The 18,375-nt window shown below is 70.5% G+C and carries 19 protein-coding genes and 1 other RNA gene; 13 read left to right on the top strand and 7 right to left on the bottom strand.

Annotated features, from left to right (window positions below; all coding sequences use genetic code 11):
- The first annotated feature begins 90 nt into the window (after nucleotides 1–90).
- The 7 genes from AC1DMN_RS14020 (at nucleotide 91) to AC1DMN_RS13990 (ending at nucleotide 5,899) form a co-directional block, all read left to right on the top strand.
- Nucleotides 91–399, top strand: coding sequence for a helix-turn-helix domain-containing protein (locus AC1DMN_RS14020; RefSeq protein ID WP_233309681.1), 309 nt, complete (start codon nucleotides 91–93; stop codon nucleotides 397–399).
- Between the two features lie 4 nt (nucleotides 400–403).
- Nucleotides 404–628: a DUF3046 domain-containing protein gene (locus AC1DMN_RS14015; RefSeq protein WP_440732105.1), complete on the top strand. Its 225-nt coding sequence runs from the start codon at nucleotides 404–406 to the stop codon at nucleotides 626–628.
- A gap of 272 nt (nucleotides 629–900) precedes the next feature.
- Complete coding sequence (gene recA, locus AC1DMN_RS14010) at nucleotides 901–1,953, top strand: recombinase RecA (protein WP_440732104.1); 1,053 nt, start codon at nucleotides 901–903, stop codon at nucleotides 1,951–1,953.
- 28 nt (nucleotides 1,954–1,981) lie between these two features.
- Entirely contained in the window at nucleotides 1,982–2,812 is an 831-nt protein-coding gene (locus tag AC1DMN_RS14005) for a regulatory protein RecX (protein WP_477230649.1), read from the top strand.
- Nucleotides 2,813–2,910: 98 nt separating this feature from the next.
- Nucleotides 2,911–4,464 (top strand): tRNA (N6-isopentenyl adenosine(37)-C2)-methylthiotransferase MiaB, encoded by a 1,554-nt coding sequence (gene miaB / locus AC1DMN_RS14000; protein ID WP_477230648.1) that lies wholly within the window; start codon nucleotides 2,911–2,913, stop codon nucleotides 4,462–4,464.
- A complete protein-coding gene (gene miaA, locus AC1DMN_RS13995) occupies nucleotides 4,461–5,435 on the top strand; it encodes a tRNA (adenosine(37)-N6)-dimethylallyltransferase MiaA (RefSeq protein ID WP_477230647.1) in 975 nt (324 codons plus the stop codon). Before miaB ends, miaA begins: the two co-directional genes overlap by 4 nt.
- Nucleotides 5,432–5,899 carry a GNAT family acetyltransferase gene (locus tag AC1DMN_RS13990; RefSeq protein WP_477230646.1) on the top strand — a complete coding sequence of 156 codons (468 nt, stop codon included), beginning with the start codon at nucleotides 5,432–5,434 and terminating at the stop codon, nucleotides 5,897–5,899. Before miaA ends, AC1DMN_RS13990 begins: the two co-directional genes overlap by 4 nt.
- A gap of 32 nt (nucleotides 5,900–5,931) precedes the next feature.
- On the opposite strand, the gene AC1DMN_RS13985 is transcribed toward AC1DMN_RS13990, so the two are convergent.
- Both AC1DMN_RS13985 and AC1DMN_RS13980 read right to left on the bottom strand, forming a co-directional pair.
- Nucleotides 5,932–8,499: an ATP-binding protein gene (locus AC1DMN_RS13985; protein ID WP_477230645.1), complete on the bottom strand. Its 2,568-nt coding sequence runs from the start codon at nucleotides 8,497–8,499 to the stop codon at nucleotides 5,932–5,934.
- A gap of 16 nt (nucleotides 8,500–8,515) precedes the next feature.
- Entirely contained in the window at nucleotides 8,516–8,767 is a 252-nt protein-coding gene (locus AC1DMN_RS13980; protein ID WP_440732097.1) for a DUF4242 domain-containing protein, read from the bottom strand.
- A gap of 169 nt (nucleotides 8,768–8,936) precedes the next feature.
- On the opposite strand from AC1DMN_RS13980, the gene AC1DMN_RS13975 reads away from it, so the two are divergent.
- Nucleotides 8,937–9,308: a helix-turn-helix domain-containing protein gene (locus tag AC1DMN_RS13975; protein WP_440732096.1), complete on the top strand. Its 372-nt coding sequence runs from the start codon at nucleotides 8,937–8,939 to the stop codon at nucleotides 9,306–9,308.
- On the opposite strand, the gene AC1DMN_RS13970 is transcribed toward AC1DMN_RS13975, so the two are convergent.
- A complete protein-coding gene (locus AC1DMN_RS13970; RefSeq protein ID WP_477230644.1) occupies nucleotides 9,290–9,928 on the bottom strand; it encodes a ClpP family protease in 639 nt (212 codons plus the stop codon). The two genes, AC1DMN_RS13975 and AC1DMN_RS13970, sit on opposite strands and share 19 nt — an antisense overlap.
- Before the next feature lies 1 nt (nucleotide 9,929).
- Nucleotides 9,930–10,550, bottom strand: coding sequence for a ClpP family protease (locus tag AC1DMN_RS13965; protein ID WP_440732094.1), 621 nt, complete (start codon nucleotides 10,548–10,550; stop codon nucleotides 9,930–9,932).
- Nucleotides 10,551–10,714: 164 nt separating this feature from the next.
- Between AC1DMN_RS13965 and dapF the strand changes: the two genes are divergently transcribed.
- Nucleotides 10,715–11,587, top strand: coding sequence for a diaminopimelate epimerase (dapF, locus tag AC1DMN_RS13960; protein WP_477230643.1), 873 nt, complete (start codon nucleotides 10,715–10,717; stop codon nucleotides 11,585–11,587).
- A 101-nt stretch (nucleotides 11,588–11,688) separates the two neighbouring features.
- Here the strand turns inward: dapF and AC1DMN_RS13955 are convergent, their stop codons facing one another.
- Complete coding sequence (locus AC1DMN_RS13955; RefSeq protein WP_441976060.1) at nucleotides 11,689–12,330, bottom strand: class I SAM-dependent methyltransferase; 642 nt, start codon at nucleotides 12,328–12,330, stop codon at nucleotides 11,689–11,691.
- A gap of 74 nt (nucleotides 12,331–12,404) precedes the next feature.
- Between AC1DMN_RS13955 and hflX the strand changes: the two genes are divergently transcribed.
- Both hflX and AC1DMN_RS13945 read left to right on the top strand, forming a co-directional pair.
- On the top strand, nucleotides 12,405–13,910 hold the full coding sequence (gene hflX, locus AC1DMN_RS13950) for a GTPase HflX (RefSeq protein ID WP_477230642.1): 1,506 nt from the start codon (nucleotides 12,405–12,407) through the stop codon (nucleotides 13,908–13,910).
- Between the two features lie 95 nt (nucleotides 13,911–14,005).
- Nucleotides 14,006–15,952 (top strand): MSCRAMM family protein, encoded by a 1,947-nt coding sequence (locus tag AC1DMN_RS13945; RefSeq protein WP_477230641.1) that lies wholly within the window; start codon nucleotides 14,006–14,008, stop codon nucleotides 15,950–15,952.
- Nucleotides 15,953–15,988: 36 nt separating this feature from the next.
- Here the strand turns inward: AC1DMN_RS13945 and AC1DMN_RS13940 are convergent, their stop codons facing one another.
- The gene (locus AC1DMN_RS13940; protein WP_477230640.1) at nucleotides 15,989–16,645 is read right to left on the bottom strand and encodes an SIMPL domain-containing protein; all 657 of its coding nucleotides are present in this window, start codon (nucleotides 16,643–16,645) and stop codon (nucleotides 15,989–15,991) included.
- A gap of 183 nt (nucleotides 16,646–16,828) precedes the next feature.
- Here AC1DMN_RS13940 and AC1DMN_RS13935 point away from each other — a divergent pair, with 183 nt between their 5' ends.
- Entirely contained in the window at nucleotides 16,829–17,167 is a 339-nt protein-coding gene (locus tag AC1DMN_RS13935; RefSeq protein ID WP_441976064.1) for a hypothetical protein, read from the top strand.
- Between the two features lie 182 nt (nucleotides 17,168–17,349).
- Nucleotides 17,350–17,719, top strand: a transfer-messenger RNA (tmRNA) gene (ssrA, locus tag AC1DMN_RS13930).
- Nucleotides 17,720–17,815: 96 nt separating this feature from the next.
- Here the strand turns inward: ssrA and AC1DMN_RS13925 are convergent.
- The gene (locus AC1DMN_RS13925; protein WP_477230639.1) at nucleotides 17,816–18,355 is read right to left on the bottom strand and encodes a HutD/Ves family protein; all 540 of its coding nucleotides are present in this window, start codon (nucleotides 18,353–18,355) and stop codon (nucleotides 17,816–17,818) included.
- Nucleotides 18,356–18,375 lie beyond the last annotated feature (20 nt).

Below are 18,375 nucleotides of genomic sequence, written 5' to 3'. Positions count from 1 at the left end.
CGAAACAGTAGTGTCGAACCTGACAGGTCGGGTTAGACTGACCATCCGATCCGGCGCTTGGGGCCGGGCGATGGGGGAGAGGAGGTCCCGATGATTCTCGTACGACAGGAGATCGGTGACGTGCTGCGGGACTTCCGTCTGCAGAAGGGGCGCACGCTCCGCCAGGTCGCGGGCAAGGCGTCCGTCGCGCTCGGATACCTCAGCGAGGTCGAGCGCGGACAGAAGGAGGCCTCCAGCGAGATCCTCGCCTCGGTGGCCGAAGCGCTCGACGTGCCCATCTCCACCATCATGCGCGAGGTCGGCGACAGGATCGCCGAGCTCGAGGGCCTGCAGGTCATCCCCGACGTCGTCCCCGACGAACTGGTGGCCTCGGTCGAGTCCGAGCTGTCGCTGCGCTGACGGGATGCGACGCAGCGAGTTCCTCCGGGCGGTCGATGCCGAGTTCGGATCCCGTGGCGGCGCCCTCGTCGAGGACCTCGTGCTGAGGGCCGTCGGCGGTCGTACCGCCGCTCAGGCTCTGGAAGCCGGTGTCCCCCCGCGGGATGTGTGGCTGGCGCTGTGCGCGGAGATGGACGTGCCTGAATCGCGCCGATACGGCGCGGGTCGGCTCGAGCCCCGGCGGCGCTGACCCCGGTCGGATCCGGCCACGTGGTGTTCGATCCATTCCTCGTTCTCCTCGGCGTGTCGTCGAAGACATGTTCGAGATGCGCGTATCGTCCTGCACAGATGATCTCGTGAGCAGGTTCTGCACGGTTCCCGCGGACTCCGACTGAATGTCGGTGGCTCCTCCTAGCGTGTTGGACATGGCCACGAGGTCATACGCCTTGTCGGAGAGCTCGCCCCACCCGGGGCGGCCGCGACAGCCTACAGGCGGCAGTTCACGACACGAAGGAGCACCCCATGCCCTCTCCCGCAGACCGCGAGAAGTCCCTCGAGACCGCCCTCGCCCAGATCGACAAGCAGTTCGGAAAGGGCTCGGTCATGCGGCTGGGCAGCGATGAGCGCGCTCCCGTGGCGGTCATCCCCACCGGATCCATCGCGCTCGACGTCGCGCTCGGCGTCGGCGGACTGCCGAGGGGGCGCATCGTCGAGATCTACGGCCCGGAGTCCTCGGGTAAGACCACGCTGACCCTGCACGCGATCGCCAACGCCCAGCGTGCCGGCGGCATCGCCGCTTTCGTGGACGCGGAGCACGCCCTCGACCCCGAGTACGCCAAGAAGCTCGGCGTCGACATCGACGCGCTGCTCGTCTCCCAGCCCGACACCGGTGAGCAGGCGCTCGAGATCGCGGACATGCTGGTGCGCTCGGGGGCCATCGATCTCATCGTCATCGACTCCGTGGCCGCTCTCGTGCCGCGTGCGGAGATCGAGGGCGAGATGGGCGACTCGCACGTCGGCCTGCAGGCGCGACTGATGTCCCAGGCGCTGCGCAAGCTCACGGGTGGCCTGAACCAGACCAACACCACGATGATCTTCATCAACCAGCTGCGCGAGAAGATCGGCGTGTTCTTCGGCTCGCCGGAGACCACCGCGGGCGGCAAGGCGCTGAAGTTCTACGCATCGGTCCGTCTCGACATCCGCCGCATCGAGACGCTGAAGGACGGCACCGAGGCGGTCGGAAACCGCACCAGGGTCAAGGTCGTGAAGAACAAGATGGCCCCGCCGTTCAAGCAGGCCGAGTTCGACATCCTCTACGGCGTCGGCATCTCCCGCGAGGGCAGCCTGATCGACTTCGGCGTGGACCACGGCATCGTGAAGAAGTCCGGCGCCTGGTACACCTACGACGGCGACCAGCTCGGCCAGGGCAAGGAGAACGCTCGCAACTTCCTGCTCAAGAACCCCGACATCGCCGAGACGATCGAGACGCAGATCAAGCAGAAGCTGGGCATCGGTGGTGCAGCGGCCGCTGCTCCGACGGCGTCCGACGAGCTGGCGCAGCGGCGTCCGGCCTGACCGCGAAGCTCGGCGACCGGGGTGATCCGTGAGCGATGAGAGGGGCGGGGCATCGTCCGAGGACGAGCGCCTCGCCCCCGTGATCCCGTTGTTCGGTGGGCGCGGTGCGGGGGCCGACGGAGCACGCCCGCGCCCGGCGAGCTCGACACCCGCCACTCCGCCCACGGCGGCGGAGTGGCGGTCGACCTGGGCGGAGGAATCCGCGGCGGAGCGTCGGGGGCCCAGCTCCCGGCATCCGGCCGCCGCGGCTCTGGCTCCAGGAGAGGCGAGGGCGTCCGAGCGCGCGGCGTTCTCGCCCGACCGACGAGGATTGCGTGCCGTCGGTCGGCACAGCACGGGGGACGCTTCGACCCCGAACGATCCGATCCCCGACGCGAGTGAGCTGCTGGTGCGCAAGCTCCGCTCCAAGCAGCTCTCCAGCAGGGAAGCGCGAGACGTGCTACGAGAGAACGGCGTCCCGGCCGACGAGCGCGAGCTCCTGGTCGAGCAGTTCGAGCAGCGCGGGTATCTCGATGACGCGTCCCTGGCCGAGCTCCTCGTGACCTCGGGGTCTGAGCGCAAGGGACAGGGACGCGTGGCGATCGCTCGCACGCTCAGTCAGCGCGGCATTCCGAGGGAGATCGCCGACGAGGCGCTGTCCGTCCTGGACGACGATGACGCCGAGCGGGCGCTCGACTACGCGCGGTCAAAGGTGGCGGGGCTGCGTCGCTACGACGAGGAGACCGCCGTCCGCCGGCTCGTCGGGCAGCTGTCCCGTCGCGGGTACGGCGGGAGCGTGGCATTGACGGCGGCGCGCACGGCCTGGCGTGAGACGCAGCGCGGTTCGGGCGTCGGGCGGGTGCGGTTCGAAGAGAGCTGAGCCCGGCGGCCGAGCCCCGGGTACGGTGTCGACGCGGGAATCTCCGCGCCGAACGGCGGGGCTCGTTCCCGCCAGGCGAAAGTAGAATGGCAGGCACTATGACCATTCCCCTCTCAGAGCCCACGCTCATCGCGCCCTCCGCCGCGGCGCTCGATGAGGCCGGGCAGCGGCGCACCTATGAGGTGCGCACCTTCGGATGCCAGATGAACGTGCACGACTCCGAGCGTCTGTCGGGCTCGCTGGAGAGTGCCGGCTACGTCCGCGCCGCCGTCGACGACGAGGCGGACATCGTCATCATCAACACCTGCGCGGTGCGCGACAACGCCGCGGGCAAGCTCTATGGCACGCTGGGGCATCTGAAGAGCCGCAAGGACAAGCACGCCGGCATGCAGATCGCCGTCGGCGGCTGCCTGGCGCAGATGGACAAGCAGGCCGTGCTCGACAAGGCGCCCTGGGTCGACGTGGTCTTCGGCACCCACAATATGGGGTCCCTTCCGGGGCTGCTCGAGCGCGCTCGCCACAACGGCGAGGCCGAGCTCGAGATCCTCGAGGCGCTCGAGGTCTTCCCGTCCACGCTGCCGACCCGCCGTGATTCGGCGCACAGCGGCTGGGTGTCGATCTCGGTGGGGTGCAACAACACCTGCACCTTCTGCATCGTGCCCAGTCTGCGTGGCAAGGAGAAGGACCGCCGCCCCGGCGACATCCTCAACGAGATCCGCCTGCTCGTCGAGGACGGCGCGATCGAGGTCACCCTACTCGGGCAGAACGTGAACTCCTACGGCGTCGAGTTCGGCGACCGCGAGGCGTTCGGCAAATTGCTGCGCGCCGCCGGCGAGATCGAGGGCCTGGAGCGGATCCGCTTCACCAGTCCGCACCCGGCCGCCTTCACCGACGACGTGATCGACGCGATGGCGGAGACGCCGAGCGTCATGCCGCAGCTGCACATGCCGTTGCAGTCCGGCAGCGACCGGATCCTGCGCGCGATGCGCCGTTCCTACCGCAGCGAGAAGTTCCTCGGGATCCTCGACCGCGTGCGCGCCAAGATCCCGAACGCGGCGATCACGACCGACATCATCGTCGGCTTCCCCGGCGAGACCGAGGAGGACTTCGAGGACACGATGCGCGTGGTCGAGCAGGCCCGCTTCGCGAGCGCGTTCACGTTCCAGTACTCGATCCGCGAGGGCACACCCGCCGCGACCATGGCGGACCAGGTCCCCAAGGAGGTCGTGCAGGCCCGCTACGAGCGGCTGATCGCCCTGCAGGAGCGGATCTCGCTGGAGGAGAACCAGAAGCAGCTCGGCCGCGAGGTCGAGGTCGTGGTCTCCGTGGGCGAGGGCAAGAAGGATGCAGAGACGCACCGGCTCACCGGCCGTGCGCAGGACAACCGCCTGGTGCACTTCGAACTGCCGGAGGGCTCGGAGCGCCCGCGTCCGGGCGACGTCGTGACCGTGACGATCACGCACGCGGCACCGTTCCATCTGCTCGCGGATGCCGTCGACGGCGCGCCGTTGCGGATCCGCCGCACGCGCGGCGGCGATGCCTGGGACCGCGCGCAGTCGGAGTCGTGCGCGGTGCCGGCCGCGCCCGCAGCCGGCGGCGGGGCGCCGCGCGCGGTGTCGCTGGGGCTGCCCACGCTCCGCGCCGGAGTGTGAGCGCACCGGGCGGAGTGTCGGTCCCTGAGCCGGGCGAAGAGTCCGCCGACAGCGCTCCACGTCTGTGGGCGATCGTGGGTGCGACCGGCACGGGTAAGAGCGACCTGTCGCTGGACCTCGCACACGCGCTGGAGGCGCGCGGACGGCGCGCGGAGATCGTCAACGCCGACGCGATGCAGCTCTACCGCGGTATGGACATCGGCACCGCAAAGCTCCCGGTCAGCGAGCGGCGGGGGATCCCGCATCACCTCTTCGACGTGCTCGAGGTCACCGAGGACGCGGCGGTGGCCTGGTATCAACCGCATGCGCGCAGCGCGATCGAACAGATCCATTCCGGCGGCGCGGATGCGATCCTCGTCGGCGGATCGGGTCTCTACGTCTCCAGCGTGCTGTACGACTTCCGCTTCCCGCCGCGAGACGACGCGCTGCGTGCGCGTCTTGAGGCGGAACTGGACCAGCACGGTCCTGGCCCGCTGCTCGCGCGGCTGCAGCAGCAGGATCCGGCGACCGCCGCACGGGTCGATCCGAAGAACGGCCGCCGCATCGTGCGGGCGCTCGAGGTGCTCGCACAGGGCGAGCGCACCCACGGCGCCGCGCTGCCCGAGCAGCCGCTGCTGTGGCGTCCGCGCACGCGCGTGCTGGCGCTGGGCGTCGAGCGGGCGTCGCTGGTCGAGCGCCTGGACCGCCGTGTGGAGCGGATGTGGGAGCAGGGCATGCTGGACGAGGTGGAGCGCCTGCGAGGCGATGGACTCGAGCAGGGCACGACGGCACGGCGTGCGATCGGCTACGCGCAGGCGCTGGCCCAGCTGACCGGCGTGCTCACGCAGGACGAGGCGATCGCCGAGACCCAGGCGCTGACCCGTCGGTACGCGCGGCGCCAGGTGTCCTGGTTCCGGCGATACGCCGAGGCGGAGTGGGTCGACGCGCTCGCGCCGATCGACGTGCAGGCCATCGTGGAGGAACGAGCATGACCACTGGGTTCACGATCAGGACCTTCGACCGGCGCGACACCGATGCTGTCGTCGCCCTCTGGGAGGACGCGGGGCTGACCCGCCCGTGGAACGACCCCCGCGCCGACATCGAGCGCAAGCTCGCAGTGCAGCCCGAACTCTTCCTCGTCGCCGAGGAACCAGTCGCGGACGGTGCTGGAACGGGCCCGGATGACACCAGACGGATCGTCGGATCCGTGATGGCGGGCTACGACGGGCACCGCGGCTGGCTGTACTACCTCGCCAGCGTCTCGGACCGGCGCGGTGCCGGCATCGGGCGCGCGCTCGTCGCCGAGGCCGAGCGGCTCCTGCTCGCCATGGGGTGCCCCAAGGTGCAGCTGATGGTGCGGGCCGGCAACGAGCAGGTGCTCGGCTTCTACGACGCGCTCGGCTATGAGCGCTTCGAGGTCGGCAACACGGGTAAGCGCCTCATCCACGACATCTGATCGGGCCGCGGACCGAATCCGGCTCGCGGCCGTCACACCGGCAGCAGTCCTCGCCGGGACGCCGCGGCGACCGCGCGCCCACGGGTGGGCTCGCCGAGTTTGCGGAGCACCGCGGCGATGTGGTGCTCCACGGTGCGCCGGGACAGGATGAGGCGCTCGGCGATCTCCGGGGTCGACAGGCCCTCACCGAGAAGACCGAGCACTTCGAGTTCGCGCGCCGTCAGCTGGGCGGGGTTGCCGCGAGCCTGCGCGCGGGGACGGCGCGGGAGCGCGAGCCCGTGTGCATGCCGGGTGCGCAGGATCGCCTCGATCGCTGCAACGGCGCCGAGCTGATCGAGTGCGCGCACAGCGTGGTCGACGACGGCGACGTCCGGATCGAGCATCGCCGCGTACGCGGCCCAGATGGGGCAGCCCCGGTCCGTCCAGGCCTGCACCGCCCGCGGATCGCCGGTCAGCATGAGCGCGAACGGCTCCGCCACGCGACCGGCGGCGGCGAAGGGCGCCCCACCGAGCAGGCGCCACCACCCGAGCTCGCCCGTGGCCCATTCCTCGTCGTGGGCGAGAGCGAGCTCCCACGTCGATGCCGTCAGCGCGCCGATGGCCCCTGCGTCGCCCGTGAGCCAGGCGTGCTCGGCGGCGGCGCACACCGCGGGTGCGAGGCGCTGCAGCTCGCCCGCCTCCGCCGCCAGACGCTGCGCGAGCGCCAGCCTCGGCGTCGCGTCGGATCCGCGTCGAGCAAGGACCCGGGCGGCCGCTCCGGCTGCGGGCATGAGGGAGACCGGCGCCGTTCCGGCGTGGTCCAGCAGCGGATCGGCGGAGGCCAGCGCTTCGTCGAAGCGGCCTTCGTCGGCGAGCGCGAGGCTGAGGCATGCCGTCATGTATCCGGCCCACGAGTCGAGGTCACGGTCCTCGCAGAACGCGATCCCGGCACTCAGGAACACATGCGCATCGGCGAGGCGCTTCTGCAGCACCGCTGAGGAGCCGAGATTGGTGTACGCCCTCGCCACATGCTCGGGAAGGTCGGCGGCTCGGGCGATGTCGAGACTGCGGGTCAGATCCCGCTGACCCTGCTCCACCCGGCCGGACTGGAGTTCGGCGGTGCCGAGGTTGTTGAGCGCGTGACTCTCGATGTCAGGACTGCCCAGAGCGCGAGCGAGTTCGAGCGCCTTGCGCCCCCAGTGCTCGACCTCCTCGGGTTCCTCGGCGAGCATGCGCAGCTGGGCGTAGTTGCTGTACGCCCAGGCCAGCTCCACACCCGGTGCCAGTTGCTCCAGGGTGGTGACGGCTCGCAGGCCGTAGCGTTGCGCATCGTTCCCGTGCCCGGAGAACCAGGAGAGGCGTGAGAGCCACCGCTCGTCGTCGCCGAGCCGCAGGGCGTCGCCGATGACCTCGTGCAGTTCGAGCGCCTGCTGTCGTGCGGTGAGCGCCTCCGGCAGCTGGTCGGTCAGATAGCACTCGTAGGAAAGCGCGACGAACAGTTCCGCCCGTTCGGTGGCGCTGATGCAGTGCCGCACGGCGAGGCGGTAATGCTCCGCCGCCTCCCGGTGCGCGCTGCCGCGTGCAGCCTTCTCCGCGGCGGCGACGGCATGCGCCATCGCGGCGGCCTCGTCGCCGCAGCCCGCCGCGTGGTGTGCGAGGGTGCGGTGGTCCTCGGGGGTCCGTTCGGCCAGGGCACGCAGCGCTCGTCCGTGCAGCTGCCGACGGCGCACGGCCGACAGGCTCTGCTCGACCGCCTCGCGTGCGAGTTCGTGACGGAACCCCAGGGATCCGCCGACCTCGATGAGTACGCCCGCATCCGTGCACTCGTCGACGGCGTCCAGCGCTTGCCCGCTGATGCGCGCGAGCAGCTCGGCATCGGCGCCCGCCCCCAGGATCGCCGCGGCCGCTGCCACGTCCTGGGCGGCAGGAGTCAGCCGGGAGACGCGGGCGAGGATCGCGTCGCTGACCGTGGCGGGAAGCGCAACGCCTCCGATCGCCAGGCTCTCGGTCACGAAGAACGCGTTCCCTCCGGTGCGCAGGTGGAGGGCGGTCGGATCCACCGCGTCGCCGGACTCCGAGATGAGTCGTGCCACGCCGTCGACGGTCAGCGGCGGTACGAGCAGCCGGCGCACCTCGGCGGTTGTGGCGAGATCGCCGAGCAGCGCGGTGAGCGGGTGACGGGCGGTGATCTCGTCGTGCCGATAGGTCGCCACCACGAGGACGGGAGACGTCTCGATGCGGCGAGCGAGATACCGGACCGCGTCCAAGGTCGCCTCATCCGCCCAATGCAGATCCTCGAGCACGAGCAGGGCGGGGGCCGCCGCGATCAGATCCCTGAGTTCGCGGAACAGTCGGATCCGGTCCCCGCCGGCGGTGACGGATGCGGCGATCTCCGGTATCGCGTCCTGGAAGGCACCGAGCGCGCCCGGTGTCGTGACGTTGTCCGCACCGCCGATCCGCACACGGCAGCGCGGGCGCGCCAACCGGGCGAGCGACCGCACCAATGCGGTCTTGCCGACTCCGGCCTCGCCGCCCAGGAAGATGACACGGCCGGTTCCCGCGAGCGCGTCGTCGAGATCGGTGACGAGCTCGGCCAGGAGGGCATCCCGTTCGACGAGCACGTCTCCATTCAACCGCTCAGACACCCTCGTTGACGAGATGGATTTCGTCGGCGACGAGACCGTGAGCCTCGCGGTGCACCGTGTTCGCGGCCTCCGCATCGGGGGCGTCGACGAGGCAGAAGATCTTGCCCGCGGACTCATCGACCCAGTACCGCAGGTAGTGCACGCCATGCTGATCCTGCGTGGCCAGATCCGCGGCATGCGCTGCGGCGACGTCGGCCATCGCCACCGGGCCGTCGAGCGTGTGAACATCCATGAAGAGCGCCATGAGCGTTTCCTTCCTTGAGGGCGCGGAGCTGTTCCGCTCTTTGATTCCATCGCTCGACGGCGCATCCGGAATCGGGGAACTCACCCATCTTCCGGCGGGCGATCGAGCGGGATTCTGCTCAGAGCGGATCCGGTCGCGTCCGCGCAGGAGCCGTGCCTAGCATGGCGCCATGACCGCGACCACTGACCCGTTCCGCACTGATCGCACCACCGCGCACGGGCCGCGCACCAGCCCGGGCGGCGAACCCGAGCGGCTCTGGCGGAGCGTTGTGGGGGAGCTGCTGCGCGACGCCCGCACGGATCGCGGCGAGACGCTCGCCGAGACGGCGCAGCGTGCGGGCGTCTCGCCGCAGTACCTGTCGGAGATGGAGCGCGGACGCAAGGAGGCATCCAGCGAGATGCTCGCCGCGGTGTCCGGTGCTCTCGATCTCACCCTCCTCGATCTCACCCTCGGCGTCGCCGAGCGGATCACGATCGGCTCGGCGGCGCCGATCCGGCAGCCCGCTCAGCCCGCGCGCGCCGCCTACGCGCTGGCCGCCTGAGCGTCTCCCGCTCCGGCGGGGAGCGCGCTCGGGGGAGCCTGCGTCACGACCTGATCCACGAGTCCGTACTCCCGAGCGGCATCCGCGGTGAGCACGAGGTCCCGATCCGTGTCGGTGCGCAGTCGCTCGGCGCTCTGCCCCGAGTGCGCGACGAGGATCTGCTCCAGGCTGTCGCGCACGCGCACGACCTCGTCGGCCTGCAGGATGAGGTCGGGGATCGTGCCGCGGCCCTGCGCGGCGGGCTGATGCAGGATCACCCTGGCGTGCGGGAGCGCGGCGCGCTTGCCCGCGGCACCGGCCGCCAGCAGGACCGCACCGACCGAGACGGCCTGCCCGATGCAGAACGTCGCCACGTCCGAGCGGATGAAGCGCATGGTGTCGTAGACGGCGAGCATGGCGCTGGGATCGCCGCCCTCGCAGTTGATGTAGAGCTGGATGTCCCTGTCGCTGCCCGTGGCGTCGAGATGCAGCAGCTGTGCCACGAGAACGTTGGCGACGTCGGCATCCAGCGGTGTCCCGAGATAGATCACCCGCTCGGCGAGCAGATGCGAGTAGACGTCCAGGACGCGATCGCCGCGGGACGAGGTCGCGATGACGTTGGGGACGAGGAACGAGGCCATGTCAGGCTCCTTCTGCGGTCAGGCCGATGCTCCGGCGAGTGGGACGAGGAAGTACTGCGGCGAAGTCCGTGGTGATCTCGTCGATGAATCCGTAGGCGAGCGCCTCCTCGGCGCTGTACCAGCGGTCGTGCAGCGAGTCCTCGAAGACGCGCTCGATGCTCTGCCCGGTGTCGTCGGCGACGAGACCGAGCACGGTGTCGCGCGTGTGCCGCAGATCCGCCGCCTGCAGCGCGACATCGACGGCGGTTCCGCCGATGCCCGCAGATCCCTGATGCAGCAGGATCCGGCTGTGCGGCAGCGCACGGCGCTTGCCCTTCGTCCCGGCCGAGAGCAGGAACTGACCGGCGCTGCAGGCGAGCCCGAAGGCGATCGTGGCGACGTCGCACGGCACGGTGCGCATGAGGTCGCGGATCGCGAGCATCGCGGGCACGGAGCCGCCGGGGGAGTGGATCCAGAGCGTGATGTCGGCGTCCGGATCCTCGGCGGCCAGGGCGAGCAATTGGGTCATCAGCAGCACGCCGTTGTCGTCGTCGAGCGCGCCGTCGAGTACGAGCACCCGGCGCGCGAACAGCATCCGCCGCGTGTCGGCGTCGAAGAGGTTGCGGGGCATGTCATCGGTCATGACCTCAGCGTGCGGCGACGTGCGAGGGCGGCGCCAGCAGATCTGCCGGAAGCGGATCTGCTCCCGGCAGAGCGGGCGGAACCGCGCCTCCGAGCGGCGGAACCGCCGCGGGGAGGGTGCCGTCCGCGCAGCGGCCGCAGAAGCGCCGCCCCTAGAATCGAGGCATGGTCGCATTCACCAAGGGGCACGGCACGGGCAACGATTTCGTCATCATCGCCGACCCCGACGGTGCGCTGGAGTTCGGGGCCGACCAGGTCGCCGCCCTGTGCGACCGCCACTTCGGCATCGGCGCGGACGGCCTGCTGCGCGTGGTGCGCTCCGCCGCCCTTCCCGAGGGGACGGCGGCGCTCGCGGAGGACCCGGCCGCGGAGTGGTTCATGGACTACCGCAACGCCGATGGGTCCATCGCCGAGATGTGCGGCAACGGAGTCAGGGTGTTCGCCCACTACCTTCTCCGCACCGGCCTCGCGGAGCTCGTCGAGGGCGAAGCGCTTCCCATCGGCACGCGCGCCGGTGTACGCGAGGTCACGCGCAGCGCGGAGGGCTACCGGGTCGATATCGGCGGGTGGCGGCTCTCCGGCCATGATCCGCTGGCGCGTGCGACGGGCTTGAGCGTTCCGCGTCCGGGCCTCGGCATCGACGTCGGCAACCCGCACGTGGTCGTGGCGATCGCCTCCGACGCGGAGCTGGACGGCCTCGAGCTCACGCACGGCCCGGAGCTCGCTCCGATGCCCGAGCACGGCGCGAACGTCGAATTCGTCGTGCCGGCGGAACCGCTGGTGCAGGACGGCATCGGCCGGGTGCGCATGCGCGTGTTCGAACGCGGCGTGGGGGAGACCCTCAGCTGCGGAACCGGCGTGGTGGCGACCGCTCTCGCGGTGCGGCACTGGGCCGGCGCGGGCGCTCCCGACGAGTGGCTCGTGGAAGTCCCGGGCGGAACGCTCCGGGTGACGATGGCACCGGGAGCGGGGGGCGAGCACGCGTTCCTGTCCGGACCCGCCCAGCTCGCCTTCTCCGGCGAGATCGAACTCGTCTGATCGAGTTCGCCGTCAGGGACCGCGTATCCGTCCCTGAGCCCGTCGAAGGGCCCGGATCCATGGGCCGGACGCTTCGACAGGCCCAGCGGCCTGTGCCTGGGCTAGGGCAGCTCGATGGCTTCGGTGCGCGGCGTGCCGTGCCGGCGCACCTTCAGCACGCGGAAGCCGCGGCCAGTCGTCGCGCGGTAGACGCTGTAGCCGTCGGCGAACGTGGTCGCCAGCCAGCGCTGCAGCGAATCCGCTCCGAGGTTGCGGCTCACCACGAACCAGCCGTCGGCGCGCTCGTCCAGACGCGGAACCCACCGCTCCAGCAGATCGTGCAACTCGCTCTTGCCGACCCGGATGGGCGGGTTGGAGCGGATGGTGCGGAAGCTCACGTCGGCGGGAACATCGTCGGGTGTGACGGCGTTGACATTATCGAGGCCGAGTTCCGCCGCGTTGCGACGGACCAGGTCGAGCGCCCGCTCGTTCACGTCCACGGCCCACACGGTCGCGTGCGGCGCGGCGAGAGCGAGCGACAACGAGATCGGACCCCAGCCGCACCCGAGATCGAGCAGATGCCCGCCGGGAGGCGGAGGCGGAGTGTTCGCGAGGAGCACGGAGGTACCGACGTCCACGTGATCGGGGCTGAAGACTCCGGCCGCGGTGGTGAGTTCGATCTCCTTGCCCGCGAGGGTCACCCTGATCCTGCGGAGGTTCTCGGGGCTGGCGGGGGCCGCAGTGAAGTAGTGGTCCGAGCCCATGGAGCGAGCGTAGCGGACACTCACAGCTAAAGTTAAGGCGCCCGTCTGAATCGGCGGGCACGAGAAAGGTGCGGATGACGCAGTCCACGACACAAGACGAGCACGGCGACGCGGTCGAGCGCGTCCTGGCAGCAGCGGAGCGACGGGCGGAATCGCACGTCTTCGGATCCGCACAGGCGCTGCAGGACACGGCCACCGCCGGCTACACCTCCGCCGACGGCGAGCAGTGGGAGGTGGAGGACCGGCACGCGCTGCGGCGCGTGGCAGGCCTGAGCACCGAACTCGAGGACGTCACCGAGGTCGAGTACCGCCAGCTCCGACTGGAGAACGTGGTGCTGGTCGGCGTGTATCCGCAGGGCGCGCAGGAGGACGCCGAGAACTCCCTGCGCGAGCTCGCCGCGCTCGCCGAGACTGCCGGTGCCGTCGTGCTGGACGGCCTGCTGCAGCGTCGGCCGCACCCGGATCCCGCCACCTACCTGGGTCGCGGCAAGGCCCAGGAGCTCAAGGACATCGTGGCCGCGGTCGGCGCCGACACGGTGATCGCCGACACGGAGCTCGCGTCCTCCCAGCGGCGTGCCCTCGAGGACGTCGTCAAGGTGAAGGTCATCGACCGCACCACCGTGATCCTCGATATCTTCAGCCAGCACGCCAAGAGCCGCGAAGGGCGCGCGCAGGTCGAACTCGCGCAGCTCGAGTACCTCCTGCCCCGGCTGCGCGGCTGGGGCGAGTCGATGAGCCGTCAGGCCGGTGGCCAGGTCGGCGCCGGCGGTGCGGGCATGGGCTCGCGCGGACCCGGTGAGACGAAGATCGAACTCGACCGCCGTCGCATCCGCACCCGCATGGCCATGCTGCGCAAGCAGATCCGTGACTTCAAGCCCGCCCGCGAGGCCAAGCGCGCTGAGCGCAAGCGCCACACGATCCCCTCCGTGGCGATCGCGGGGTACACGAACGCCGGCAAGTCCAGCCTGCTCAACGCTCTCACCAGCGCGGGCGTGCTCGTCGAGAACGCCCTGTTCGCGACGCTGGACGCCACCGTGCGCCGCTCGGAGACGACGGACGGCCGCGTCTACACGCTCACCGACACCGTCGGCTTCGTGCGCAACCTGCCGCACCAGCTCGTGGAGGCGTTCCGCTCGACCCTCGAAGAGGTCGCCGACGCGGACGTCATCGTTCACGTCGTCGATGGATCCCACCCGGATCCGGCCGGGCAGATCAAGACGGTGCGCGACGTGATGGGCGACGTGGGAGCGCGCAGCATCCCCGAGATCATCGTGTTCAACAAGGCCGATCTGCTGAGCGACGATGAGCGGATGGTGCTGCGCGGGCTCGTCCCCGGGGCCCACTTCGTGTCGTCCCGCAGCGGCGAGGGCATCGCCGAGCTGCGCGCCGCGATCGACGAGGTGCTGCCGAAGCCGGCCGTCGAGATCCGTGCCGTCGTGCCGTACGACCGCGGCGATCTCGTCGCGGCGGTGCACGAGACCGGCCTGCTGATCGACGTCGCGCACGAGGAGGCGGGGACCCGCATCCATGCGCACGTCAACGAGCGGCTCGCGGCGGAACTCGCGCCGTTCGCGGTCTGAGGGCGGCGGCCGCGAGCGCTTCCGGGCGATCGAGGTCTTCTCGTCGGAGGGCGCCTTGGGCGGCGGCGGGCGCGGATCTCTGCCAACATATCGGTATGAGACGTACCGTCGCGTTCGCCGCCGCCGCTCTGACAGCGCTCACCGCCCTCGCCTTCGGCGCGCCCGCCTCCGCCGCGACCGGCACGCCCTGGGCCGACTGGGGTGATATGCAGGGGGCCAGCGGCGCGTACTCGGGGCACGTGCAGATCGCCTCGCCGCAGCTGCAGGCCGACTACACCAGCGATTCGCGCGGCGGATCCGTCGGTGTGATCTCCGGTGCCAGCGTCTGGCTGGCCGCATCGACCGACGTCGGGGCGAAGTACGGCAGCAGCCGCGACCAGCAGTACCTGAACCTGCGCCCGCGCGCCGACAACGCCACGTCTCCCTCCGAGACCACCTACACCTTCACTCGACCGACGCCGACCGTCAACTGGACGTTCGTGCTGGGCGACATCGACGCCGACAAGGTGCGGATCACGGCTCTCGGTCCTGACGGGCAGACGCTCACCGGCGCACAGCTCGGTTTCCGCGGCGGGTTCAACTACTGCGCCCCCGGCCTCGCCGGCAAGCCGTCCTGCACGGGCGATGCCGCGGACGTGCCGAGCTGGGACCCCGCCACGACGACGCTCACCGGCAACCCGACCGCCACGGACACGAGCGGGGCGTCCGCCTGGTTCGAACCGAACGCGCCGATCGCCTCCCTGACGTTCGCGTTCACCCGCCGCGCCGGGTTCCCGGTCTACCAGACGTGGTTCGCGGCCATCACGCGCACGATCTCGGGCACCGTGACAGACACGAGCGCCGGTGGGCCCTCGGACGGCACCGTCGTGCGTCTGATCGGATCCGACGGGTCCGTTCTGGGTGAGGCCACGACCTCGACCGATGGCACCTATTCGTTCCCCGATGTGCTGGCCACCGACGGCTATCGCGTGCAGATCACGCCGCCGACGGGCAAGATCTCCGACGACCCCTCCCGTACGGTCGACGTCTCGAACGCTGACGGGACGGCCGACTTCTCGGTGCGTGACATCGTTCCGGTTCCGGTGTCGGGAACCGCGCGCGACCAGCACGGCAATCCGGTCGCCGGTGCGACGGTGACGCTCGACGGCGGACGCACGGTCGTCACAGCCGCCGACGGCACCTATCTGCTCGACGACGTCCCCGTGGGGATCCACGCGGTCACCATCACCGCACCCGACGGCTATTCGGTGATCTCCTCGCCGAGCCCGTTCACCGTGCCGGGCAACGACGAGACGCCGATCACCGGGAAGGACTTCGTCCTGCAGGAGCTGCCGACGCTGTCGGGCACCGTGACCGCAGCAGGTCACGGAGTCGGCGGAGTGGTCGTCACGGCGGACGGTCCGGGCGGCACGGCGCAGACCGTGACCGCCGCCGATGGCACCTACTCCTTCCCACGGCTTCCCTCCGGCGACTACACGGTCGCCGTTCAGGCGCCCCAGGGCTATGCCGTCTCGGGCGACGCGTCCCGCGCGGAGACGGTCGGGGCGCTGGACGTCACCGACGTCGACTTCGCACTCGCCCGTCTCGGATCCGTCGCGGGTGCGGTCACCGCGCAGGACGGCGGTGCGATCGCGAACGCCACCGTCACGGTGACCGGGCCCGACGGTGCCGTCACGGTCACGACGGACGGCGACGGCGGTTACGTCCTCGGCGACCTTCTGCCGGGGGACTATACGATCGCGGTCACCGTGCCCGACGGGTACACCGGCGCCACGCCGGTCAGCCGCTCCGTCACGCTCACGGATGCCGGGGAGCTCATCGAGGGCCAGGACTTCGTCTTGACGCCGGTGGCGGTCACACCGACCCCCACGCCGTCCCCGAGCATCACGCCGGCGCCCGCGCCGACGACGGTCCCGGGCGGCACAGGGGCGGGGGCGCTGCCGGCGACCGGAGCGGATCCGTTCCCCGCGCTCGGTGCGGCGCTCGTGCTGCTGCTGGCCGGGGCGATCACCGTGATCGTCGCACGTCGCAGGCGGGCCTGAGTCCGAGACCGCCCGCGAGGCGCGGTCCGTCGCCGCTCAGGCCGCGACGAACCGCGCCTCGACGGTCGCGGAGACGGTGAGGTCGTCGCCCTGTAGCTCGAGCCCGGCGCCCGACGGGGGAGCGGCGAACGCGCGCATCGCCTTCGGGGCCATGTCCGCGGCGGTGTGGTCGGTGATCAGGCCGGCATCCGCGATCTCGATCGGCTCGACCCTCGTCAGGCCCAGCGCGATCGCATAGGCGCCGGCCCGCGTGACCGCCGTTCGCACTGCCTCGGCGGCGACCTCCTGCTCGACGCGTGCTCGCGTCTCAGGAGTGAGGATCCAGGAGGTTCCGGACACGGAGACGCCGTCCCAGCCGGACACCTCGGCCACCCAGGTGGAGAGCTCGGCGAAGTCGGTGAAGGTGGCCGCGAAGTCGACCGAGGCGTGGTGCACGAGCGCGAGCCGCGTGCCGTCATTGCTCCAGGGGCGCTCCGAGCGCACGGCGAGCCGGCGGCTCGACCACGACTCGACGGCGCCGGATCCCTCGCGCGCGACGATGCTCGCACGGACCGGGTCGGCCAGTGCCAGAGTCCGGGAGACGACCGCCTCGCGGTCGGGCCCGTCCAGTGCGACGGACAGGGTGACGATGGCGCGCTCGGGCGCGATCCGCACCTCGTGCTCGCCGCGGACGGTGATGACGACCTCGCTCATGCCGCGACTCTACGGCACGGCCCCATCTCGCCGTCTTGGAGAGACCACCACGACGACGCCCCCCCCGTGGCGGGTGTGATGCCCGCCCGCCCTTCACGCCACCTCGGTGCGCGCGTAGACTTCGGCCACCGCGGCGCAGTTCCGCGCCACGGCGAAGAGAACTGCGTGAAGGAGGAAGACCAGATGAAACGACTGGCGATCGCCTGTGCGATCGCGCTGGGGCTCGTTGCAGCGGGATCCAGCGCGGCATATGCAGGCGAGACCAACGGGAACGGAGATCCGACATCCGGACCGTCCCACGCCGCGTCCGAATGCGCCTACTCAGGGCTCGACAGGATGGACTCGGTGGAGAACAACCCTCCGGGCTTCGACGACGACGCCATCGCGGTGCGGGGCAATCAGAGCCCTGGCGGCGTCGACAGGTATCACGGCGTGCAGTCCTACGGGTCGTTCGTGAAAGCCGGCCTGAAGGAGTTCGTGCCGTCACCGGGGGTGGCGTGCAACGGCAGCGGCGGGCACTGATCGCGCGACGCTGTCGTCGCTGATCAGTGGCGGTACCCCGGGAAGGGGCTCGGGGTGCCGCCTTGCGCGACGCTCGGAATGGCGCGAGCGTCTCAATCGTTGTAGCCTGTGATGCTCGGGTGCTTCACGTGCCCGATGGTAATTCCACAGAGTGACAGCGGCTCCTTCGCAAGAAGGACCACGGGGCTGATCGGTTTCGACAGCGCCTGTGAATCCACGAGAAGCGGGCCGAGGATGCAGGGTTATCTCGTGAACGCTCCCTGCAAAACAATAAGTGCCAATGCAAAGCGCACTGACTTCGCCCTCGCTGCGTAAGCGAGCCCGATAGTCCGTCAGGCCGTATGTGATTCCGATACGGATCCTGGCGTCATCTAGGAATCTTGCTGCGTGACGGCGTCTGGACGTCACGTGGGACTCTTCCCAGGCTGGGCTTGTCGACTTAGGTGTCTGTGACAAAGGTCGGAGCCGAGCAGAACGTCTGCACAGACTGCGCCCGGAGAAGGCGTGGAGACTCAGCGTTGGACGGGGGTTCGATTCCCCCCAGCTCCACCACGAGCTCCGCTCGTCAGAACCAAGCCGCTGTCACTGCGAGAAGCCTCTGGGACCCGTGTCTTCGCCACGGACCGCAGGGGCTTCTTCGCGCGCGCCTCAGTTCCGGCGCAGTCGCGCCGCCACGAAACGGCCGCGCAGCGCGCAGGTCGTGCCTGGCCCGAGCAGGGCGGCGTCGAGGCGCGCGAGCGGTCGGTCATCGAGCGTGCTGCTGTCGTCGAGGGCGATCAGCGCCGTCGGACCTCCGGGCCCGGCACTCAACGTCGGGGCGTCGGTGACCTGCACGGTCGAATCCCAGGTGTCCCGGAGGGTCATGACGTTCAGGTCGAGGAATCCGGCCTCGCGCGGTGTCGCGGTGACCTCGTCCTCGCCGTCGAACTCGATCACCTCATCGACCGCCAGCACCGTGTTCCGGCCGTTGATCACCAGGTCGACGGCACCGGGACCGAGTGCGACCTGCCCTCGGTGCACTCCGGGGTAGGCGCTGTACGGCTGCGTGCCGGTGATTTCGGCGATACTGATCCGCCAGGTCCATGCGTCCGTGGCGTCGGCGTCGTCGAACAGGATCCGGGTGACACCGCGGCCGTTCTTCCACGAGCGCGGAGGGAGGGCGGCGTACTCGACGATCACAACGGTCATGCAGCCGATCGTAGAGGGCG

This window comes from Microbacterium sp. 01T413_2, from assembly GCF_056398985.1.
This window is presented reverse-complemented; position numbering and strand designations above follow the sequence as displayed.